Annotated in this window: 17 protein-coding genes; 11 read left to right on the top strand and 6 right to left on the bottom strand. The window is 53.9% G+C overall.

Going from position 1 to position 20,812, the window contains the following annotated elements; genetic code table 11:
- The first annotated feature begins 290 nt into the window (after positions 1-290).
- The 4 genes from metA (at position 291) to aceK (ending at position 6,440) form a co-directional block, all read left to right on the top strand.
- The gene (gene metA / locus FDX01_RS03405) at positions 291-1,220 is read left to right on the top strand and encodes a homoserine O-succinyltransferase (protein ID WP_096758761.1); all 930 of its coding nucleotides are present in this window, start codon (positions 291-293) and stop codon (positions 1,218-1,220) included.
- Positions 1,221-1,488: 268 nt separating this feature from the next.
- Complete coding sequence (aceB, locus tag FDX01_RS03400) at positions 1,489-3,090, top strand: malate synthase A (RefSeq protein WP_137399227.1); 1,602 nt, start codon at positions 1,489-1,491, stop codon at positions 3,088-3,090.
- Between the two features lie 156 nt (positions 3,091-3,246).
- Entirely contained in the window at positions 3,247-4,551 is a 1,305-nt protein-coding gene (gene aceA, locus FDX01_RS03395) for an isocitrate lyase (protein ID WP_096759483.1), read from the top strand.
- A gap of 107 nt (positions 4,552-4,658) precedes the next feature.
- A complete protein-coding gene (aceK, locus tag FDX01_RS03390) occupies positions 4,659-6,440 on the top strand; it encodes a bifunctional isocitrate dehydrogenase kinase/phosphatase (RefSeq protein ID WP_137399226.1) in 1,782 nt (593 codons plus the stop codon).
- Between the two features lie 86 nt (positions 6,441-6,526).
- Here the strand turns inward: aceK and iclR are convergent, their stop codons facing one another.
- Positions 6,527-7,351 (bottom strand): glyoxylate bypass operon transcriptional repressor IclR, encoded by an 825-nt coding sequence (iclR, locus tag FDX01_RS03385; RefSeq protein ID WP_096758758.1) that lies wholly within the window; start codon positions 7,349-7,351, stop codon positions 6,527-6,529.
- A 195-nt stretch (positions 7,352-7,546) separates the two neighbouring features.
- Here iclR and metH point away from each other — a divergent pair, with 195 nt between their 5' ends.
- Both metH and FDX01_RS03375 read left to right on the top strand, forming a co-directional pair.
- Complete coding sequence (gene metH / locus FDX01_RS03380; protein WP_137399225.1) at positions 7,547-11,230, top strand: methionine synthase; 3,684 nt, start codon at positions 7,547-7,549, stop codon at positions 11,228-11,230.
- 152 nt (positions 11,231-11,382) lie between these two features.
- Positions 11,383-13,014: a Na/Pi cotransporter family protein gene (locus FDX01_RS03375; protein ID WP_096758756.1), complete on the top strand. Its 1,632-nt coding sequence runs from the start codon at positions 11,383-11,385 to the stop codon at positions 13,012-13,014.
- Between the two features lie 128 nt (positions 13,015-13,142).
- On the opposite strand, the gene pepE is transcribed toward FDX01_RS03375, so the two are convergent.
- The 3 genes from pepE to FDX01_RS03360 form a co-directional block, all read right to left on the bottom strand.
- Positions 13,143-13,832 carry a dipeptidase PepE gene (gene pepE / locus FDX01_RS03370; RefSeq protein ID WP_115259724.1) on the bottom strand — a complete coding sequence of 230 codons (690 nt, stop codon included), beginning with the start codon at positions 13,830-13,832 and terminating at the stop codon, positions 13,143-13,145.
- A gap of 111 nt (positions 13,833-13,943) precedes the next feature.
- A complete protein-coding gene (locus tag FDX01_RS03365) occupies positions 13,944-14,222 on the bottom strand; it encodes an addiction module antidote protein (RefSeq protein WP_115259723.1) in 279 nt (92 codons plus the stop codon).
- Positions 14,215-14,529, bottom strand: coding sequence for a type II toxin-antitoxin system RelE/ParE family toxin (locus FDX01_RS03360; RefSeq protein ID WP_135912739.1), 315 nt, complete (start codon positions 14,527-14,529; stop codon positions 14,215-14,217). Before FDX01_RS03360 ends, FDX01_RS03365 begins: the two co-directional genes overlap by 8 nt.
- A 195-nt stretch (positions 14,530-14,724) precedes the next feature.
- Here FDX01_RS03360 and FDX01_RS03355 point away from each other — a divergent pair, with 195 nt between their 5' ends.
- The 3 genes from FDX01_RS03355 (at position 14,725) to rluF (ending at position 16,461) form a co-directional block, all read left to right on the top strand.
- The gene (locus tag FDX01_RS03355; RefSeq protein ID WP_137399224.1) at positions 14,725-15,018 is read left to right on the top strand and encodes a type II toxin-antitoxin system CcdA family antitoxin; all 294 of its coding nucleotides are present in this window, start codon (positions 14,725-14,727) and stop codon (positions 15,016-15,018) included.
- On the top strand, positions 15,018-15,335 hold the full coding sequence (locus tag FDX01_RS03350) for a CcdB family protein (protein ID WP_137399223.1): 318 nt from the start codon (positions 15,018-15,020) through the stop codon (positions 15,333-15,335). The genes FDX01_RS03355 and FDX01_RS03350 overlap by 1 nt, the downstream gene beginning before the upstream one ends.
- Positions 15,336-15,585: 250 nt before the next feature.
- Positions 15,586-16,461: a 23S rRNA pseudouridine(2604) synthase RluF gene (gene rluF / locus FDX01_RS03345; RefSeq protein ID WP_137399222.1), complete on the top strand. Its 876-nt coding sequence runs from the start codon at positions 15,586-15,588 to the stop codon at positions 16,459-16,461.
- On the opposite strand, the gene FDX01_RS03340 is transcribed toward rluF, so the two are convergent.
- Together FDX01_RS03340 and rtcR are read right to left on the bottom strand one after the other, a co-directional pair.
- The gene (locus FDX01_RS03340; protein ID WP_096758747.1) at positions 16,458-16,730 is read right to left on the bottom strand and encodes a DUF3811 domain-containing protein; all 273 of its coding nucleotides are present in this window, start codon (positions 16,728-16,730) and stop codon (positions 16,458-16,460) included. The genes rluF and FDX01_RS03340 overlap by 4 nt on opposite strands.
- 104 nt (positions 16,731-16,834) lie before the next feature.
- Positions 16,835-18,415 (bottom strand): RNA repair transcriptional activator RtcR, encoded by a 1,581-nt coding sequence (gene rtcR, locus FDX01_RS03335; RefSeq protein WP_137399221.1) that lies wholly within the window; start codon positions 18,413-18,415, stop codon positions 16,835-16,837.
- Positions 18,416-18,869: 454 nt separating this feature from the next.
- Between rtcR and FDX01_RS03330 the strand changes: the two genes are divergently transcribed.
- Together FDX01_RS03330 and FDX01_RS03325 are read left to right on the top strand one after the other, a co-directional pair.
- Entirely contained in the window at positions 18,870-19,994 is a 1,125-nt protein-coding gene (locus FDX01_RS03330; RefSeq protein WP_137399220.1) for a slipin family protein, read from the top strand.
- A gap of 5 nt (positions 19,995-19,999) precedes the next feature.
- Positions 20,000-20,785: a nucleotidyltransferase domain-containing protein gene (locus FDX01_RS03325; protein ID WP_137399219.1), complete on the top strand. Its 786-nt coding sequence runs from the start codon at positions 20,000-20,002 to the stop codon at positions 20,783-20,785.
- Positions 20,786-20,812 lie beyond the last annotated feature (27 nt).

Below are 20,812 nucleotides of genomic sequence, written 5' to 3'. Positions count from 1 at the left end.
CTGACGGATGGGCTTTTTTGCGTCTGTTGTATGTGAAAGCGGGTGGATAGCCGCGTCAGCGCCTTATCTGTCCAGCGAAAACCTCTCTTCTGTCCGCGTAAAATGTCCTTTATCCTGCCCGTAAACGACAAAGCATTCTCCTTTTGGCTCTTACTGCACTATTCTACAGCGAGTGAGTCGTGAAACTTTCTCACCTTGAGCATGCAGGCTCGACATTCACACGATTCCTGGTTATTGTCAGCTATCTGGATGTCTAAACGTTTAAACGTATGTTGTGAGGTTATCAGGTTATGCCAATTCGCGTGCTGGACGAGCTACCCGCCGTCAATTTCTTGCGTGAGGAAAACGTCTTTGTCATGACGACATCCCGCGCATCCGGTCAGGAAATTCGTCCTCTGAAGGTGCTTATCCTCAACCTGATGCCGAAGAAGATCGAAACGGAAAACCAGTTTCTCCGGTTATTATCGAACTCACCGCTGCAGGTGGACGTTCAGCTATTACGCATTGATGCCCGCGAGTCGCGCAATACGCCGACGGAGCATCTGAATAACTTTTACTGTAATTTCGAGGATATTTGCGATCAGAACTTTGATGGACTGATCGTCACCGGGGCACCGTTAGGCCTGGTTGAGTTTAACGATGTGGCCTACTGGCCGCAGATCAAACAGGTACTGGAGTGGGCGAAAGACCACGTCACATCAACATTGTTTGTCTGTTGGGCGGTGCAGGCCGCACTGAATATCCTCTATGGCATCCCCAAGCAAACCCGCAACGACAAGCTTTCAGGTGTATACGAACACCACATCCTTCATCCCCATGCCCTGCTGACACGTGGTTTTGATGATGCCTTCCTTGCACCGCACTCACGCTATGCTGATTTCCCTGCTGCGTTGATCAGGGATTACACCGATCTTGAGATTTTTGCCGAGACGGAAGAGGGCGATGCCTACCTGTTTGCCAGTAAAGATAAACGTATTGCGTTCGTGACGGGTCATCCGGAATATGACGCCGATACGCTGGCCGGTGAATATTTTCGTGACGCCGAAGCGGGGTTGACCCCGGACGTTCCGTACAACTATTTCCCGCAAGATGACCCACAAAACAAACCTCGGGCAAGCTGGCGTAGCCATGGCAATTTGCTGTTTATTAACTGGCTCAACTATTACGTCTACCAGATCACGCCATACGATCTGCGCCACATGAATCCAACGCTGGATTAATCTTCTGTAGCAAACGATCCTTAAGCGTTTCAGCATGTTGAATCAGGCACCTTCGGGTGCTTTTTTTATTTCCGAAACGCACCTCACGGTGTGATTAATTTTTATTATGATTGTTATCAATAAGTTAATTGATAATTAAATTAAAAATGGAAATTGTTTTTGATTTTGAAATTTAAATGGGTAGTCTTAGTTGTGCTGAACGAAAACCGCACAACGATCCTTCGTTCGCATTGGGGATGTGTTTGGATCAATGACGAGGAACTACGCAATGAATCAACAGGCAACAACAACCGATGAGCTGGTTTTTACCAGGCCGCATGGCGAGCAGGAACAGCAGATTTTGACCGCAGAGGCGGTGGAATTCCTGACCGAATTGGTGACTCGATTTACGCCAAAACGCAATAAACTTCTCGCCGCGCGTATTCAGCAGCAGCAGGATATTGATGACGGTAAGTTGCCTGATTTTATTTCGGAAACAGCTTCCATTCGAGAAGGTAGCTGGAAGATTCGCGGTATTCCTGATGATTTACAGGATCGTCGCGTGGAAATCACCGGACCCGTTGAACGCAAGATGGTGATTAACGCGCTCAACGCCAACGTTAGAGTCTTTATGGCTGACTTTGAGGATTCACTAGCTCCCGAGTGGAGTAAAGTGATCGACGGGCAAATCAACCTGCGCGATGCGGTGAACGGTACCATCAGTTACACCAACGACGCTGGCAAGATATACCAACTGAAGCCCGATCCGGCGTTATTGGTTTGTCGTGTACGTGGCCTGCATCTGCCGGAAAAACACGTCACCTGGCGTGAGGAAGCGATTCCCGGCAGTCTGTTCGACTTTGCCCTCTATTTCTTCCACAACTACAAAGCCTTGCTGGCTAAAGGCAGTGGTCCTTACTTCTATTTGCCGAAAACGCAGGCCTGGCAAGAAGCGGCCTGGTGGAGTGAAGTCTTCAGCTATACAGAAGACCGATTTAATCTGCCGCGCGGCACGATAAAAGCCACGTTGCTGATCGAAACACTGCCAGCCGTTTTCCAGATGGATGAGATCCTGCACGCGCTGCGTGACCATATTGTCGGCCTCAACTGCGGTCGTTGGGATTACATTTTCAGCTACATCAAAACCCTCAAGAATCACCCGGATCGTGTTCTGCCCGATCGTCAGGTGGTAACGATGGATAAGCCGTTCCTCAGCGCCTACTCGCGTCTGCTGATTAAAACCTGTCATAAACGCGGTGCCTTTGCGATGGGCGGTATGGCGGCGTTTATCCCCAGCAAAGACGCTGAGCGCAACAATCAGGTGCTGGCAAAAGTTAAAGCGGATAAAGCGCTGGAAGCCAATAACGGTCATGACGGGACCTGGGTTGCTCACCCTGGACTGGCAGATACCGCAATGGCGATTTTCAACGACGTGCTGGGCAACAACAAAAATCAGCTGTTTGTCACCCGAGAAGAGGATGCGCCGATTACTGCAGAACAACTGCTGGCTCCGTGCGAAGGGGAACGTACTGAAGAAGGCATGCGCGCCAATATTCGCGTTGCCGTGCAGTACATCGAAGCGTGGATCTCCGGCAACGGTTGCGTACCGATTTATGGCCTGATGGAAGATGCGGCAACTGCCGAAATCTCCCGTACCTCCATCTGGCAGTGGATCCACCATCAGAAAACCCTCAGCAACGGTAAGCCGGTGACCAAACCGCTGTTCCGTCAGATGCTGGCCGAAGAAATGCGGGTGATTCAGGACGAGCTGGGTGAACACCGCTACAGCAGCGGGCGCTTTGATGACGCCGCACGCCTGATGGAGCAAATCACCACCTCTGACGAACTGATCGACTTCCTTACCTTGCCAGGCTACCGCTTACTGGCTTAACAGCCCAGGCTATTTTGTTCGCCATTTTAGCCCCGGGCAGTGCTCAAAATCCTCACGTACTATAAGTACGCTCCGGTTTTTGCGCGCTGGCCGTGACCAAACTGCCTTCACCAATAACGCCTGGGAAGCCAGGAGAATAATATGGAGCATCTGCACATGAAAACCCGTACCCAACAAATCGAAGACTTACAGAAAGAATGGACACAACCACGCTGGGAAGGCATTACCCGCCCGTACAGCGCGGAGGAAGTGGTGAAGTTACGTGGCTCGGTCAACCCGGAATGTACGCTGGCGCAGCTTGGCGCAGCGAAAATGTGGCGTTTGCTGCACGGCGGATCGAAGAAAGGTTATATCAACAGCCTCGGTGCACTGACTGGTGGTCAGGCGCTGCAACAGGCGAAAGCCGGTATTGAAGCGGTCTACCTTTCTGGGTGGCAGGTGGCGGCAGACGCCAATCTGGCCTCCAGCATGTACCCGGATCAATCGCTATACCCGGCTAACTCTGTGCCCGCCGTGGTGGATCGGATCAACAACACCTTCCGTCGGGCGGATCAGATCCAATGGTCAACCGGTATTGAGCCAACCGATCCGCGCTATGTGGATTACTTCCTGCCGATCGTTGCCGATGCCGAAGCCGGTTTTGGCGGTGTCCTGAACGCGTTTGAATTGATGAAATCGATGATTGAAGCCGGTGCAGCGGCGGTTCACTTCGAAGATCAGCTCGCCTCGGTGAAAAAATGCGGTCACATGGGCGGCAAGGTGCTGGTACCGACTCAGGAAGCTATCCAGAAACTGGTGGCGGCCCGTCTGGCGGCAGACGTGATGGGCGTCCCGACGCTGGTTATTGCCCGTACCGATGCTGACGCGGCGGATTTGATTACTTCTGACTGCGACCCTTACGACAGCGAGTTCATTACCGGCGAGCGCACCAGCGAAGGGTTCTACCGTACCCATGCGGGTATTGAGCAGGCGATCAGTCGCGGACTGGCCTACGCCCCGTATGCTGACCTGGTGTGGTGCGAAACCTCCACACCGGATCTCGAACTGGCGCGCCGCTTTGCCGATGCCATCCATGCTAAATATCCGGGCAAACTGCTGGCCTACAACTGTTCGCCGTCGTTTAACTGGCAGAAGAACCTGGATGACAAAACCATTGCCAGCTTCCAGCAACAGCTGTCCGATATGGGTTATAAATATCAGTTCATTACCCTGGCGGGCATCCACAGTATGTGGTTCAACATGTTTGACCTCGCGCGTTCCTATGCACAGGGCGAAGGCATGCGCCACTACGTTGAGAAAGTTCAGCAGCCAGAATTTGCGGCGGCGAAAGATGGCTACACCTTCGTATCCCACCAGCAGGAAGTGGGTACCGGTTATTTCGACAAAGTGACGACCATCATTCAGGGTGGCGCGTCATCCGTTACTGCGCTGACCGGGTCCACTGAAGAATCACAGTTCTGATCGACCTGATGCCCGGTGGCGTAATGCTTACCGGGCCTACAGTTCTGTGTAGGCCGGATACGCGAATGCGCCATCCGGCATTATTCGATTCTGAACGAGGGCAAAAGATGTCGCGTGGCCTGGAATTGCTGATTGCCCAAACCATCCTGCAAGGTTTTGATGCGCAGTATGGCCGGTTTCTGGAAGTGACGTCCGGCGCGCAGCAGCGTTTTGAACACGCTGACTGGCATGCTGTGCAGCAGGCGATGAAAAGCCGTATCCATCTCTACGATCATCACGTTGGTCTGGTAGTGGAACAGTTGCGCTGCATTACCGACGGCAAAAGTACCGATGCGGCATTTTTACTGCGTGTAAAAGAGCATTACACCCAGCTGCTGCCGGACTATCCGCGCTTTGAGATTGCCGAGAGCTTTTTTAACTCCGTGTACTGCCGGTTATTTGATCACCGCTCGCTGACGCCCGAGCGGTTGTTTATTTTCAGCTCTCAGTCAGAACGTCGATTTCGTACTATCCCGCGCCCGCTGGCGAAAGACTTTTTCCCTGATTCAGGCTGGGAAGGGCTGCTCACGCGCGTGCTCAGCGATCTCCCCCTTCGTCTGCCATGGCAGAATAAACAGCGTGATATTCGCTACATCATCGAGCACCTGACGGAAATTGTTGGTGAAGCGGTGCTGGCGCGCTGCCATTTGCAGGTGGCGAACGAATTGTTTTATCGCAATAAGGCCGCCTGGCTGGTGGGAAAACTGATCACACCAGAGGTCACGCTGCCGTTTTTACTGCCTATTCACCGCACTGACGAAGGCGAATTGTTTGTCGATACTTGTCTGACGACTACGGCGGAAGCCAGCATTGTGTTTGGTTTTGCCCGCTCTTACTTTATGGTCTACGCGCCATTGCCTGCAGCACTGGTCGAGTGGCTGCGTGAGATCCTGCCCGGTAAAACTACCGCCGAGCTGTATATGGCGATTGGCTGTCAGAAGCATGCGAAAACCGAAAGCTACCGTGAATATCTGCTGTATCTGGCCGACTGCGATGAACAGTTTATCGAAGCGCCGGGAATACGCGGCATGGTGATGCTGGTGTTTACTCTGCCTGGATTCGATCGGGTCTTCAAAATTATTAAAGACAAATTTGCGCCGCAAAAAGAGATGTCTGCGGCCCACGTCCGCGCCTGTTACCAACTGGTCAAAGAGCACGATCGCGTGGGACGCATGGCCGATACCCAGGAATTCGAAAATTTTGTGCTGGATAAACGACAAATTTCCCCGGCGCTGATGGCGTTGTTGCAGCAGGAAGTACCCGAAAAAATGACCGATCTCGGCGAGCAGATCGTGATTCGTCATCTGTATATCGAACGGCGGATGGTGCCGCTAAATATCTGGCTGGAGCAGGTCGAAGGCCAGCAGCTGCGGGATGCGATAGAAGAATATGGTAACGCTATTCGCCAACTGGCTGCCGCCAATATTTTCCCGGGTGACATGCTGTTTAAAAACTTCGGCGTGACCCGACACGGGCGGGTGGTGTTCTACGACTATGATGAAATTTGCTACATGACGGAGGTGAATTTCCGCCATATCCCGCCCGCGCGTTACCCGGAGGATGAGCTGGCCAGCGAACCGTGGTACAGCGTCTCGCCGGGAGATGTATTTCCGGAAGAATTTCGTCACTGGCTGTGCGCCGATCCGCGTATTGGACCGTTATTTGAAGAGATGCATGCCGATTTGTTCAGCGCCGACTACTGGCGAGGTCTGCAAACGCGGATCCGTGAAGGGCACGTGGAAGACGTTTACGCCTATCGGCGCCGCCAGCGGTTTAGCGTGCGTTATGAAACCGACCGTAGGCCGGATAAGGCCTTTGCGCCACCATCCGGCAATGTGCGCCGTGCCTGATGGCGCTGCGCTTATCAGACCTACAAATCATCCCAACCTTGGATAGCAGGCCGGGCCAGGCGTAGCTGCCACCCGGAAGTCCCATCTTAACGAATCCCACCGTATGCCAGTGTGACCTCTTTGGCCGCTTTGATTGCCATCGCACCGAACTCGGTGACGCGGTCGTCGGTAATGCGGGAGATCGGGCCGGAGATCGAAATGGCGGCGAACGGTTCGCGATGTTCGTCGTAAATGCATGACGCCACACAGCGCAGGCCCAGCGCATGTTCTTCATCATCAAACGAATAACCGCGCTTACGGGTCTGGGCGAGATCTTCTTTCAGATGTACCGGCGAGACAAGCGTGGCGTGGGTATACGCGTGCAGGCCTTTGCGGTGCAGCAGGCTGGTAACCTGTTCTTCGCTGAGTTGCGCCAGGAACGCTTTCCCCGCGCCAGAGGCGTGCATCGGCAGTTTGCCACCGATAGGGGCAGACATTCTCATCAGCTGTGTGCACTGTACCTGATCAATGATAATCGCCTGATGGTCGCTGTGATCCAGCACCGCCAGGTTCACTGTTTCACCGGAATCTTCCATCAACTTGCGCAGAATCGGGTGGACGATCGCTAGCAGGTTGCGGCTTTGCAGGAAGCTACTGCCGACGATAAACGCATGGGCGCCCACGGCCCAGTGTCCTAAGTCACCCACCTGACGCACAAAACCCTGCTGCTGCATGGTGGTCAATAAACGGTGCGTGGTGGAATTGGGCAGACCGGCCTGCTGCGCCAGCTCGGTCAGCGCTACGCTGCCGTTGGATTCCGCAATCCATTCCAGCAGCTTCAGACCTCGGGTCAAAGACTGAACCTGCCCGGTTGCAGGCGTAGTTGTGGCGGCGGGTTTTCTACCGCGTTTCGCGGGGACAGTGGCAACCATGGCAGACTCCTTTTCTGTATCGTGGAAATCATTTTCGTTTTATTCAATTATAATGCAAGAGTTCCTGTACTGATCGGATGAGTGAAGCTGAACATGTCTCATGTTGGTCGTTGTTTGCTTTTCCACCTCACTGGTTTATGCCAGTATGCTTTGTTGGCCTTTTTTCGGTCTGGTTGAGCGTTGTCGGGAGTGAGTGTGAGCAGCAAAGTTGAACAATTACGTCAGCAGTTAAAAGAACGTATTCTGGTGCTGGACGGCGGTATGGGCACCATGATCCAGGGTTATCGTTTGAGTGAAGACGATTTCCGCGGCCAACGCTTTGCCGACTGGCCGAGCGATCTGAAAGGCAACAACGACCTGTTGGTGCTGAGCAAGCCGGAGGTTATCACCGCGATTCATCATGCCTACTTTGAAGCGGGCGCGGATATCATTGAAACCAACACCTTCAACTCGACGACTATCGCCATGGCGGATTACCAGATGGAATCCCTGTCGGCGGAAATCAACTTCACCGCGGCAAAACTGGCGCGCGCCTGCGCCGACGAATGGACAGCACGTACGCCGGATAAACCGCGCTATGTCGCGGGTGTTCTCGGTCCGACTAACCGCACCGCGTCTATCTCACCGGACGTCAACGATCCCGCCTACCGCAATATTACTTTTGATCAGCTGGTGGCCGCGTACCGTGAATCCACTAAAGCGCTGGTGGAAGGCGGTAGCGACCTGATCCTGATCGAAACCGTTTTTGACACGCTTAATGCCAAAGCCGCTATTTTTGCGGTAAAAACCGAATTTGAAGCCCTGGGCGTTGAGCTGCCGATTATGATCTCCGGCACCATCACCGACGCTTCCGGGCGTACGCTCTCCGGGCAGACCACCGAAGCCTTCTATAACGCACTGCGCCATGCTGACGCGCTGACCTTCGGCCTCAACTGTGCGTTAGGCCCGGACGAGCTGCGTCAGTACGTACAGGAACTGTCGCGGATTGCCGACTGCTATGTCACCGCGCACCCGAACGCCGGTTTGCCAAACGCCTTTGGCGAATACGATCTCGACGCTGACACCATGGCGAAGCAAATCCGCGAATGGGCTGAAGCGGGTTTCCTGAACATCGTCGGCGGCTGCTGCGGCACCACGCCGGAACATATTGCCGCCATGAGCCGTGCGGTTGAAGGTTTACCGCCGCGTCAACTGCCGGAACTGCCGGTTGCCTGCCGTCTTTCAGGCCTTGAGCCGCTGAACATTGGTGATGACAGCCTGTTTGTTAACGTCGGTGAACGTACTAACGTCACCGGCTCTGCCAAATTTAAGCGACTGATTAAAGAAGAAAAATACAGCGAAGCGCTGGATGTTGCTCGCCAGCAGGTGGAAAGCGGCGCGCAGATTATCGATATCAACATGGATGAGGGGATGCTTGACGCCGAAGCGGCGATGGTGCGTTTCCTCAACCTGATCGCCGGTGAACCGGATATTGCTCGCGTACCGATCATGATCGACTCCTCGAAATGGGACGTCATTGAAAAAGGGCTGAAGTGCATTCAGGGTAAGGGCATCGTTAACTCCATCTCGATGAAAGAGGGCGTTGAGCCGTTTATCCATCATGCCAAACTGGTCCGTCGCTACGGTGCTGCCGTGGTGGTGATGGCCTTTGATGAACAGGGTCAGGCCGACACCCGCGCGCGTAAAATTGAGATTTGCCGCCGGGCGTACAAAATTCTCACCGAAGAAGTGGGTTTCCCGCCGGAAGACATTATCTTTGACCCGAATATCTTTGCCGTCGCGACCGGCATCGAAGAGCACAACAACTACGCGCAGGACTTTATCGGTGCCTGTGAGGACATCAAACGCGAACTACCGCATGCGCTAATCTCCGGTGGTGTCTCCAACGTGTCGTTCTCGTTCCGTGGCAATGACCCGGTGCGCGAAGCGATCCACGCAGTGTTCCTGTACTACGCCATCCGCAACGGCATGGACATGGGCATTGTGAACGCCGGTCAGCTGGCGATTTATGACGATCTGCCTGCTGAACTGCGCGATGCGGTTGAAGACGTGATCCTCAACCGCCGCGATGACGGTACCGAACGCCTGCTGGAGCTGGCAGAGAAATATCGCGGCAGCAAAACTGACGAAACGGCCAATACGCAACTGGCAGAATGGCGCAGCTGGGACGTGAAAAAACGCCTGGAATACTCGCTGGTGAAAGGCATTACCGAGTTTATCGAGCAGGATACCGAAGAAGCCCGTCAGCAGGCTGCGCGCCCGATTGAGGTTATCGAAGGGCCGCTGATGGACGGCATGAACGTGGTTGGTGACCTGTTCAGCGACGGTAAAATGTTCCTGCCGCAGGTGGTGAAGTCTGCTCGCGTGATGAAGCAGGCGGTGGCCTACCTTGAACCGTACATTGAAGCCAGCAAAGAGAAAGGCTCCAGCAACGGCAAGATGGTGATCGCCACCGTCAAGGGCGACGTGCACGACATCGGTAAAAACATCGTTGGTGTGGTGCTGCAGTGTAACAACTACGAAATTATCGATCTTGGCGTGATGGTGCCGGCAGAGAAAATCCTGCGCACCGCACGCGAAGTGAATGCTGACCTGATTGGCCTTTCCGGGCTGATCACCCCGTCGCTGGACGAAATGGTCAACGTAGCGAAAGAGATGGAGCGCCAGGGCTTTACTATTCCGCTGCTGATTGGCGGCGCGACCACCTCAAAAGCGCACACGGCGGTGAAAATCGAGCAGAACTACAGCGGCCCGACGGTCTATGTGCAGAACGCCTCGCGCACCGTCGGCGTGGTGGCTGCGTTGTTATCTGATACCCAGCACGATGATTTTGTCGCCCGCACGCGTAAAGAGTACGAAACTGTGCGTATTCAACATGCGCGTAAAAAACCGCGTACCCCGCCGGTGACGCTGGAGGCCGCGCGTGATAACGACCTGGCCTTCGACTGGGAAAACTATACCCCGCCGGTGGCGCACCGCCTGGGCGTGCAGGAAGTTGAAGCCAGCATTGAAACGCTGCGTAACTACATCGACTGGACACCGTTCTTTATGACCTGGTCACTGGCCGGGAAATATCCGCGCATTCTGGAAGATGAAGTGGTAGGCGAAGAGGCCAAGCGCCTGTTCAAAGATGCCAACGATTTGCTGGATAAATTGAGCGCCGAGAAAACCCTGAACCCGCGTGGTGTCGTTGGCCTGTTCCCGGCTAACCGCGTAGGTGATGACATTGAGATCTACCGGGATGAAACGCGGACGCACGTCCTGACCGTCAGCCACCATCTGCGTCAGCAGACGGAGAAGGTTGGTTTTGCTAACTACTGCCTGTCTGACTTTGTGGCACCGAAAACCTCCGGCAAAGCGGATTACATTGGCGCTTTCGCCGTCACTGGCGGCCTGGAAGAAGACACGCTGGCTGACGCGTTCGACGCACAGCATGATGATTACAATAAAATCATGGTGAAAGCGATTGCCGATCGTCTGGCGGAAGCCTTCGCTGAATATCTGCATGAACGGGTGCGTAAAGTTTACTGGGGATATGCGGCGAACGAGAACCTCAGCAATGACGAACTGATCCGCGAGAACTATCAAGGTATTCGTCCGGCTCCGGGCTATCCGGCGTGCCCTGAGCACACCGAGAAGGCGACCATCTGGGAACTGCTGGATGTAGAAACGCACACCGGTATGAAACTCACAGAATCCTTCGCCATGTGGCCTGGTGCATCGGTTTCCGGTTGGTACTTCAGTCATCCGGACAGCAAGTACTACGCCGTCGCACAAATTCAACGCGATCAGGTTGAAGATTATGCCTTCCGTAAAGGCATGAGTGTGGCAGAAGTCGAGCGCTGGTTAGCGCCTAACTTAGGCTACGACGCCGACTGATTCACAAAACTGTTATCTTTCTTTACAACAAACAGGGCGCTCAATGAGTGCCCTGTCTCTTTATTACGTTTAAACCCTTATACTGAAGGGAACTTGTGCGCGTTGGTGTCATGAGCCTCAGGAGCATATAACGATAAGGAGAACCTGATTCCGTGCTAACTCTGTTACACCTGCTTTCTGCTGTGGCGATGCTGGTTTGGGGTACCCATATCGTGCGTACCGGCGTGATGCGCGTCTTTGGCGCACGCCTGCGTACCGTGCTCAGCCGTAGCGTTGAAAAGAAGCCGCTCGCCTTTTGCGCGGGCATTGGCGTTACTGCTCTGGTGCAAAGCAGTAACGCCACCACCATGCTGGTGACGTCGTTTGTCGCCCAGGATCTGGTGGCGCTGACGCCTGCGCTGGTGATTGTGCTTGGCGCTGACGTTGGGACCGCGCTGATGGCGCGTATCCTGACCTTTGACCTCTCGTGGCTGTCGCCGCTGCTGATTTTCATTGGCGTTGTTTTCTTCCTCGGACGTAAGCAGTCCCGCGTTGGGCAACTGGGGCGCGTAGGCATCGGGCTGGGGCTCATTTTACTGGCGCTGGAGCTGATTGTGCAGGCGGTCACGCCGATCACTCAGGCCAACGGGGTGCAGGTCATTTTTGCCTCGCTCACCGGCGATATCATGCTCGATGCGCTGATTGGCGCCATGTTCGCGATTATCAGTTACTCCAGCCTGGCGGCGGTCCTGCTGACGGCAACGCTGACAGCCGCGGGTATTATTTCGTTCCCGGTAGCGCTGTGTCTGGTGATTGGTGCGAACCTCGGCTCCGGCCTGCTGGCGATGCTCAATAACAGTGCCGCCAACGCTGCCGCCCGCCGCGTGGCGCTCGGCAGCCTGTTGTTTAAGCTGGTGGGCAGTCTGATTATTCTGCCGTTTGTGCATCCGCTGGCGAATCTGATGGATGAACTGCCGCTGCCAAAATCCGAGCTGGTTATCTACTTCCACGTCTTCTACAACCTGGTGCGCTGCGTGGCGATGGTGCCGTTCGCCGAGCCGATGGCGCGCTTTTGCAAACGTATTATCCGCGATGAGCCGGAATTGGACGGCCATCTGAAGCCCAAGCATCTGGACGTCAGCGCACTCGATACCCCTACGCTCGCACTGGCGAATGCGGCTCGCGAAGCCCTGCGTATTGGTGACGCCATGGAGCAGATGATGGAAGGGCTGAAGCGGGTGATGCACGGTGAGCCGCGCGAGGAAAAAGAGCTGCGCAGGATGGCCGACGATATCAACGTGCTGTACACCGCGATCAAACTTTACCTGGCGCGGATGCCAAAAGATGAGCTGGCGGAAGAGGAGTCAAAGCGCTGGGCGGAGATTATCGAGATGTCGCTCAACCTGGAGCAGGCTTCCGATATCGTCGAACGCATGGGGAGCGAGATTGCCGATAAGTCGCTGGCTGCGCGTCGGGCCTTTTCTCTGGAAGGTCTGAAAGAGCTGGATGCGCTCTACGATCAGCTGCTCAACAACCTGAAGCTGGCGATGTCAGTGTTCTTCTCTGGCGACGTGACCAGCGCCCGTCGACTGCGTCGCAGCAAACACCGTTTTCGTATTCTTAACCGTCGTTATTCGCACGCACACGTCGATCGCCTGCATCAGCAAAACGTGCAGAGCATCGAAACCAGTTCCCTGCACCTCGCGCTGTTAGGCGACATGCAGCGTCTGAACTCATTGTTTTGCTCCGTTGCCTACAGCGTGCTGGAGCAACCGGATGAAGACGACGAACGGGATGATTACTAACGAGGACTGGTGAAATGTTGCCCGGTGGCGCTTACGCTTACCGGGCCTACGGATAACCGTCAATTTTGTCGTCAATCTTGTAGGCCGGATAAGGCGTAACCGCCATCCGGCATCAGACAACAAATCCACTAAAAGCAGTGGCCTGCTTCAACGGCAACCGCGTCTTCACCCGCTTTAAAGATATATGTGGTGTTCGGGCCGCCAAGAACCGCCTGACCGTCGCTCACTTTGATCCAGTTGCCTTCTGGCAGACCAATTACCGTCAGCTCTGGCGCAACCACCAGCAGCTCGCGAATACGCTGTTCACGCGTTTCGCCTTTGTGGCCTTCCGGCAACGCGTTGGTGAAGTGCGGGTTAATCTGCAGTGGGAACAGGCCCAGGGCATCAAAGCCTTTTGGATCGACAATCGGCATGTCGTTAGTGGTACGGATGGTTGGGCAGGCGAGGTTGGAACCTGCACTCCAGCCAATGTACAGCGCGCCGCGTTTGACCACGTCAACAATCGGCGCCAGCAGCCCGCGTTCGCGGCTCTCTTTCAGCAACTGGAAGGTGTTACCACCACCGACAATCACCACGTCTGCATTTTCAATTGCCGCCACCGGATCGGCAACGGTATGAATACCCGTGACGTCGACGCCCATGGGAGCAAAGACGGCGGCCGTTTTCGCCGTGTACTCATCCCAGGTTTGCGTCACGCCAGCAAACGGGATAAACACCGCAGTGCGGCGACCGTTCAGTTGCTCAGCAATCAGCGGTAGCGCGTGTTCCATCCAGGCTTTGCCCGGCAGCGTCGAGTTACTCAATAAAAGCAGTTCCATCATTTCTCCATGTAATCAAAAAATTACAAACCGCGGTCATGTTACCACCGTCAGTATAACGCCTCACTGATATGGCTCACGATGTTGGAAGGGGGGAGATAGAAGCAGGGGCTATTTTTTAAGTGTCAATTCAATACCGAGCGCCTTCATCACTGCAAGCGTAGTTTTCAGCGTTGGGTTACCTTTCTCACTAAAAGAGCGATAAAGTTGTTCGCGGGATAATCCCGTTTCTGCCGCGATGTTCGCCATTCCCTTAGCGCGAGCCACCACGCCCAGGGCTTTTGCAATGTACGCTGCATCGCCTGTTTCGAGGGCATCCGCCATAAATACGGCAATTTCTTCATCATCAACCAGCGCAGTTGCGGGATCGTACCGAGTAAGTTTATTCATGGTGGCGGATCTCTTGATAATCCAGTGAACGGGCGAGCATTTTTGCCATAGTGATATCGTTGGCTTGTGAGCTTTTATCGCCCCCACATAACAAAATGATGATGTGGCAGCCTTGCTGTTTAAAGTAAATCCTGTAACCAGGACCGTAGGAAATGCGCATTTCGCTGATGCCTTCTCCAACAGGTTTGACATCACCAGCTAAACCATTAGCCAAACGAAAAAGGCGTGTAGCAATGAGCGTTTTAGCTCTCCTGTCCCGTAGGTTTTGCTCCCAACGTTGGAAAACCATTGTCTGAAGAATTTCCATGAGTACGTTCCATGTATTTTATAAACTACATTCTGAATTGACAAGTTGAGAGTGGATATTAAGTAAGTTTGTGATGCGGGCATACCTGGGTTGGAGGAAACAGGAAAGCGCCTCGCAGACTTCTTCTTCGGGGCGTGACGGGTCTGTGCAACCACCCTACTGTGACATGATGATTTGCTGGTCGGGGAATAGAAAATGCTCGCTTATTACGCTAACCTTAGGTATATCATGCGCATTACTATGGGGGTTATCATGCGCACTGTATCTAAGGTAAAAAAATCAGTTAATGTCTCTCTGGCTCCAGAGATACTGGAAGAGGCACGTAAGCTTAAAATCAATCTGTCAGCTGTTTTAACCGAAGCCCTAATCGAAAAATTTCGTGAGAACAAACGCGAAGAATGGTTGCGGGATAATAAAAAATCGATAGAAGTATTAAATCAATGGGTGGAAGAAAACGGTTCGTTCAGTGATTTTCAAAGGACATTCTGATGGAGCAGTATTGCGCTTATGAGAACACTGGAAGTGGAAAAAGTGTTTATCCGTTTTTAATTAGCTTACAGCATCCGGTGGCCGCTGTTTTGCGGCATGTACTGGTTGCACCCGTTATAGCGCTCAGTCAGTTCCTCGACGAAGTACCGCCAGCTAAAATTTGTCCTGTTGTTAGTATTGGTGGGCAAGCTTATGTGGTGATGATGCACATGATGACAGGTATACCTGTGAAGAATATGGGTCATTGTGTGGGAGACCTGACCGCAAACAGGGCTGAACTTCGAGATGCAATTAATTTCCTGCTTAACGGTTATTAGAGCGCCATGACGGGGCTGATTATGTTGAAAGGCGTGACAGATCGCAAATAGTGTCGGGACTGGCGTTCACGATTATTTTTATCCCCCGCAAGGTAGGGTATATTTCGCTTTTAATACACAAGATCATTCAAACTGTATCAAGGCGGCAAGGGAGCGAATCCCTGGGAGCATAGATTGCTATGTGACCTGGGTGAGTGAGGGCAGCCAACGCAGAAACAGCTTGAAGGATGAAGTGTATACAGGAGAAATTATGCTGCCCGACTCATCCATCCGATTAAACAAATACATCAGTGAAAGCGGAATCTGCTCGCGTCGCGAAGCGGATCGCTTTATCGAACAAGGGAATGTCTTCCTGAATGGCAAACGCGCCGCCATTGGCGATCAGGTGATGCCTGGCGACGTCGTGAAAGTGAACGGTCAGTTGATTGAGCCGCGTGAAGCGGAAGATCTGGTTTTTATCGCGCTGAACAAACCGGTCGGTATTGTCAGCACCACTGAAGACGGTGAGCGCGATAACATCGTTGATTTTGTTAACCACAGTAAGCGCGTGTTCCCGATTGGTCGTCTGGACAAAGATTCCCAGGGGCTGATCTTTCTCACTAACCACGGCGACCTGGTGAATAAAATCCTGCGTGCCGGTAACGATCATGAGAAAGAGTATCTGGTGACGGTCGATAAACCCGTAACCGATGACTTTATTCGTGGCATGGGGGCGGGCGTCCCCATTCTCGGTACCGTCACCAAGAAATGTAAGGTCAGGAAAGAGGCACCGTTTGTCTTCCGTATCACCCTGGTGCAGGGCCTGAACCGTCAGATCCGTCGGATGTGCGAACACTTTGGCTATGAAGTGGTAAAACTTGAACGGACGCGGATCATGAACATCGGCTTGTCTGGTTTGCCGCTGGGGGAATGGCGTGACCTGACCGATGATGAGCTGATCGATCTGTTCAAGCTGATTGAGAACTCTTCCTCGGAAGCGAAACCGAAGCCGAAAGCGAAGCCAAAAACTGCAGGCATTAAGCGCCCGGTGGTGAAAATCGAAAAAGCTGCTGAGAAAGAGAAAGCGCGCCCGGCATCCAACGGTAAACGTTTTGTTCAGCCGGGGCGTAAGAAGAAAGGGCGTTAACGTCTGCCGCGCGTTGGCGTATTCGCTGACCAGGAAAACGAGGATTCCGCATCCGGTTTATAAGCCTGCTTTTTCTTCAACTGGCGGGCTTTTTTAGCCTCAGCTTCGCGCTGCAGCATCAGCTTATCGATGTACTCTTTCTTAATGCTGTTGGTTTCCGCGTTGGTTAGCAGTCGACCGTGTGCAATACGCGCGCGGTCGAGCAGCGTTTTCAGTTCGCGCTGTTCGCGCTCGGTCATCTCTTTTTGGGTAATGCGGGGGAGTGCCATACGGTTGCCCTCAGTTTGCCGATTAACCCAGTGTACGGTAATCCTGGTCTGGCTGATAGCATCCAGACCGGGTAAGCATGCGTCACCCGGTACTTTTTTTAATTTTATGATTGGCTACGGACGTTTTCCCAGCTCAGCCCAAAACGGGCCAGATATTTGCGCAGGCGGTCGGCGTCATTAGGATTGGCTTTCTTCAGTCTGGAAACGGCAAACAGCTCGCGGCCCGCTTCAGACAACGATGCGCTGCGTCGGCAGACGTCGATCACCGTTTCTAACTGACGCTTATCAAACAGATCAATGTCCAGATCGAATTCCGGCTGTGAATCGGTGAGCTGCCAGCTTTCCTGCAATAACGCGATCTCCTCTTCGACCAGCGCGAGCGTGATGCGCCCCTGTTCGGCCAGCGTCGCCATGCGTGCAACGGATGAACTCAGCTCGCGAAAGTTGCCGCGCCATAGCGCCTTTGGTGAACAGGCGAAAGCCAGATAGCGCTCGCGCGCTTCTTTATCAAAGCGAGTCTGCGCCTGTTTGAGGCTGGAAAAGCGCTGGAGCTCATACTCCACGTTGGGTGCGATATCTTCCCGCCGCTGCGCCAGACCGGGCAGGGCAAAGCGCCACATATTGATGCGCGCGTAGAGATCTTCGCGAAAACGACCTTCTGCCACCCACTGCTGCATATCGCGATGCGTCCCGGCAATCAACTGGAAATCGCTGTGCACCTCTTTGTCGCCACCAAACGGAAAAAAGGTTTTTTCTTCAATCGCTTTCAGCAGCATAGCCTGCTCGTCCAGCCCCAGTTCGGCAATCTCATCGAGAAATAACACCCCACCGTCAGCCTCGCGCAACAGCCCGGTGCGTGGTGTGAGCGCGCCGGTAAACGCGCCTTTGACGTGTCCAAATAACGTCGACATCGCGTTGTCGCCGCGCAGGGTGGCGCAGTTAACCGCTACCAGTTTACCGGCCACCAGATGGCGTGACTGGCGTAGCTGAAAAATCCGTTTGGCGAGGAACGATTTCCCCGCACCGGTGGGACCAGTCAGTAGAATCGGATCGGTCGAGCGCAGCGCCACGCGCTCAATACGGTCGATGAGCGTATTAAACGTGGCATTACGGGTATCAATACCGGCTTTCAGGAAGGAGACCGATTGCTGCTGCTCACGCTGAAAGCGGCTGGTTAGCGTGGTGTAGCGGCTTAAATCGAGATCGATAACCGAGCAGACACCTGCGGCGACGGCCTCATCAGATGAACCTCGCGGTGCCGGGCTGGATTGCAAAAGGCTGGCCGGCAGATAGCGCGCCTCCGTCAGCAGGAACCAACAAATCTGCGCCACGTGTGTGCCGGTGGTGATATGCACCAGATACTCTTCGTTTTCAGTATCAAATGTGTAGTGGGTAGCGAAGTCGAGGAACGCGGCGTAAACCTCCTCAAAATCCCACGGGTCGTTAATGGTCACCGCATGCGGGCGCACCTCGGTATGAGGAGAGAGCAGGGCGACATCTTCAATCAGCCGCTGTGCCATGCTTTCGTCGCGCGGCTGGTGGAGCAGTTCCAGTCTGTCGATGGGGAAATCAGCCTGCTGGCACAGTCCAACCGTAGGGCGCCATTTCTTAAACCGATTCGCCCGTTTACCGCGCTTATCCAGCACCGTGCCCAGAACGCCAATCACCACCCGCCGCTTTTTCATGCTTTATCCATAAAGATAAATATCGATATTGGAAGATAAAAAAATCTCTGCGCAACGGCAATCATTAATCTGAGGGTTAAAAATAAAAACTATATTAATCAATGGAATAAAAAATAAATTTGATGATTTTTCTTTCTGGCACGCTTCTGGCAATACCTGATACGTCAACAACGCTGAAAACGCAGGGGGTTAAACCCCGCCGGCACGTCAGGAACGGCACAGGCTGTTTTCCCGGGGTGTTCCGTCAGCCGATGACCACCAAGTGGGTTCGATTCCCAATTTCATCCTCCAAATGAAAACTGGTTGTTAATCATAGAAATAAAACGGGTTCGTGCGCAGTCAGCACCGCCCAAAACAGGCTGCCGGTAATGACGCCGTGCGACAGGCAAAAGGGAATTCCCCTGCCGCTTCGCCCCTGCACCCGCGCCTGACTCACAATAAGGAATAAAAAAGGATGAAGAAAATCACTATTCGTAAAGGCCAGCTTGGTCTGTTATCCCGCCAGGGTGACTACTACAAGGTGCTGAATGCAGGTGAACACCGTTTGCCGTGGTTTAACACACCGGATGTTCTGGTGGTAAATGCCGATGGCAGCGATGTTCCTGAGGCGTTGGCGGAGTATCTGCGTCGCTTTCAGCCTGCGTGGGTGGAACAGTACTGTGTGGCGGCAGATTTAACCGATACCGAAGCCGGTGCGCTGTATGTGAACGGCGTCTTGCAGGAAATTTTACCGCCTTCAACCCGTCGTCTGTACTGGCGAGCCGAGGAGGCGTTAACGTTGGTACGCATGGATACGCGTCAGGTTCAGGTCCCAACGGACGTGATGAATGCCGTGTTACAGCCACGCCGTAGCGGTGCGGTAAAAGGTCGTGACGCGATCTTAACGGTGCAGGTTCCGGCCTGGCACGTCGGTGTGCTGAAAATTGATGGTGAGACGCAGGCGCTGTTGCCGCCGGGGCTGAGTGCGTACTGGAAGGTGAATCATCTGGTTGAAGCGGAAGTCGTTGATACCCGCTTGCAGGTACTGGAGGTCGGCGGGCAGGAGATCCTGACCAAAGATAAGGTCAACCTGCGTCTGAATCTGGCGGCGAACTGGCGCTACAGCGGCGTATTACAGGCGTTTGGCCAACTGACAAAACCGCTGGATCACTTGTACCGTGAGCTGCAGTTTGCGCTGCGCGAGGCGGTTGGTACCCGAACGCTGGACGAACTGCTGGAAGATAAGCAGGTGATTGACGACGTGGTAAGCACGCAGGTGAAAAACCGCATGACGCCGTTTGGCATTGAGGTCGCTTCGCTGGGCGTGAAAGATATCGTGCTGCCAGGCGATATGAAAATCATCCTGTCGCAGCTGGTGGAGGCCGAAAAATCGGCGCAGGCCAACGTCATTCGTCGACGTGAAGAAACGGCCGCCACGCGCTCGTTGTTGAACACAGCGAAAGTGATGGAAAACAACCCGGTGGCGCTGCGTTTAAAAGAGCTGGAAACCCTCGAGAGAGTGGCGGAGCGTATCGATAAAATCTCGGTATTTGGTGGTCTGGACCAGGTTCTTCACGGTCTGGTGAATATAAAAGGATAAGTAAAATGAGCAATAACGGAGTGAACGCCGCGATGCGTGAACGGGTAGTGCGCCAGCTAAAAAAGGTGGAACAGCGCTATGGCGTGAAGGTGCTATACGCCTGTGAATCCGGCAGCCGTGGCTGGGGATTCGCCTCTCCGGATAGTGATTACGACGTGCGATTTTTGTACGTTCATCCGCCAGAATGGTATCTGCGGGTGGAAGCGCCGCGTGATGTTATTGAACTGCCTATAGACGATGAACTGGACGTGTGCGGCTGGGAGTGGCGAAAAGCGCTGGGTCTGCTGAAAGGGGCTAACCCGACGCTTATCGAGTGGCTGGATTCGCCGGTGGTTTATCAGCAGGATGACGCGACGGTGTCTGCGTTGAAAGCGCTGGTGCCAAAATGGTTTTCGCCTGTGCGTGCCCGCTGGCACTATTATTCGATGGCGCGAAAAAACTTCCGTGGCTATCTGCAAGGCAATGAAGTGCGACTAAAAAAATACTTCTACGTGCTGCGTCCGTTGCTGGCCGTGCGTTGGGTCGAAGCGGGAAAAGGCGTGCCACCCATGCGCTTTGCCGAACTGTTGGCGGGGAGCGAGCTGGATGCGCCGCTGCGTCAGGAGATAGACGACCTGCTGGAACGCAAGCAGCGGGCAGGGGAAGCGGAATATGGACTGCGCCGTCCACTGCTGCATGCGTTTATCCGCGAGGAGCTGGCGCGAGGCGAAACGCCACCGGTGTTACCGGATAGCCGGGAAGGCGATGCCAGGGAACTGGACCGACTGTTATATGAGACAGTGATGTCATGACTGTGTTGCCCGATGGTATTGCCGCTT

Origin of the sequence: Citrobacter sp. wls613 (assembly GCF_005281195.1) — a bacterium.
In the GTDB taxonomy this organism is placed as follows: Bacteria; Pseudomonadota; Gammaproteobacteria; order Enterobacterales; family Enterobacteriaceae; genus Citrobacter; species Citrobacter gillenii.
The sequence above is the reverse complement of the archived record's forward strand: the minus strand, read 5'-3'. Positions and strand labels throughout refer to the sequence as shown.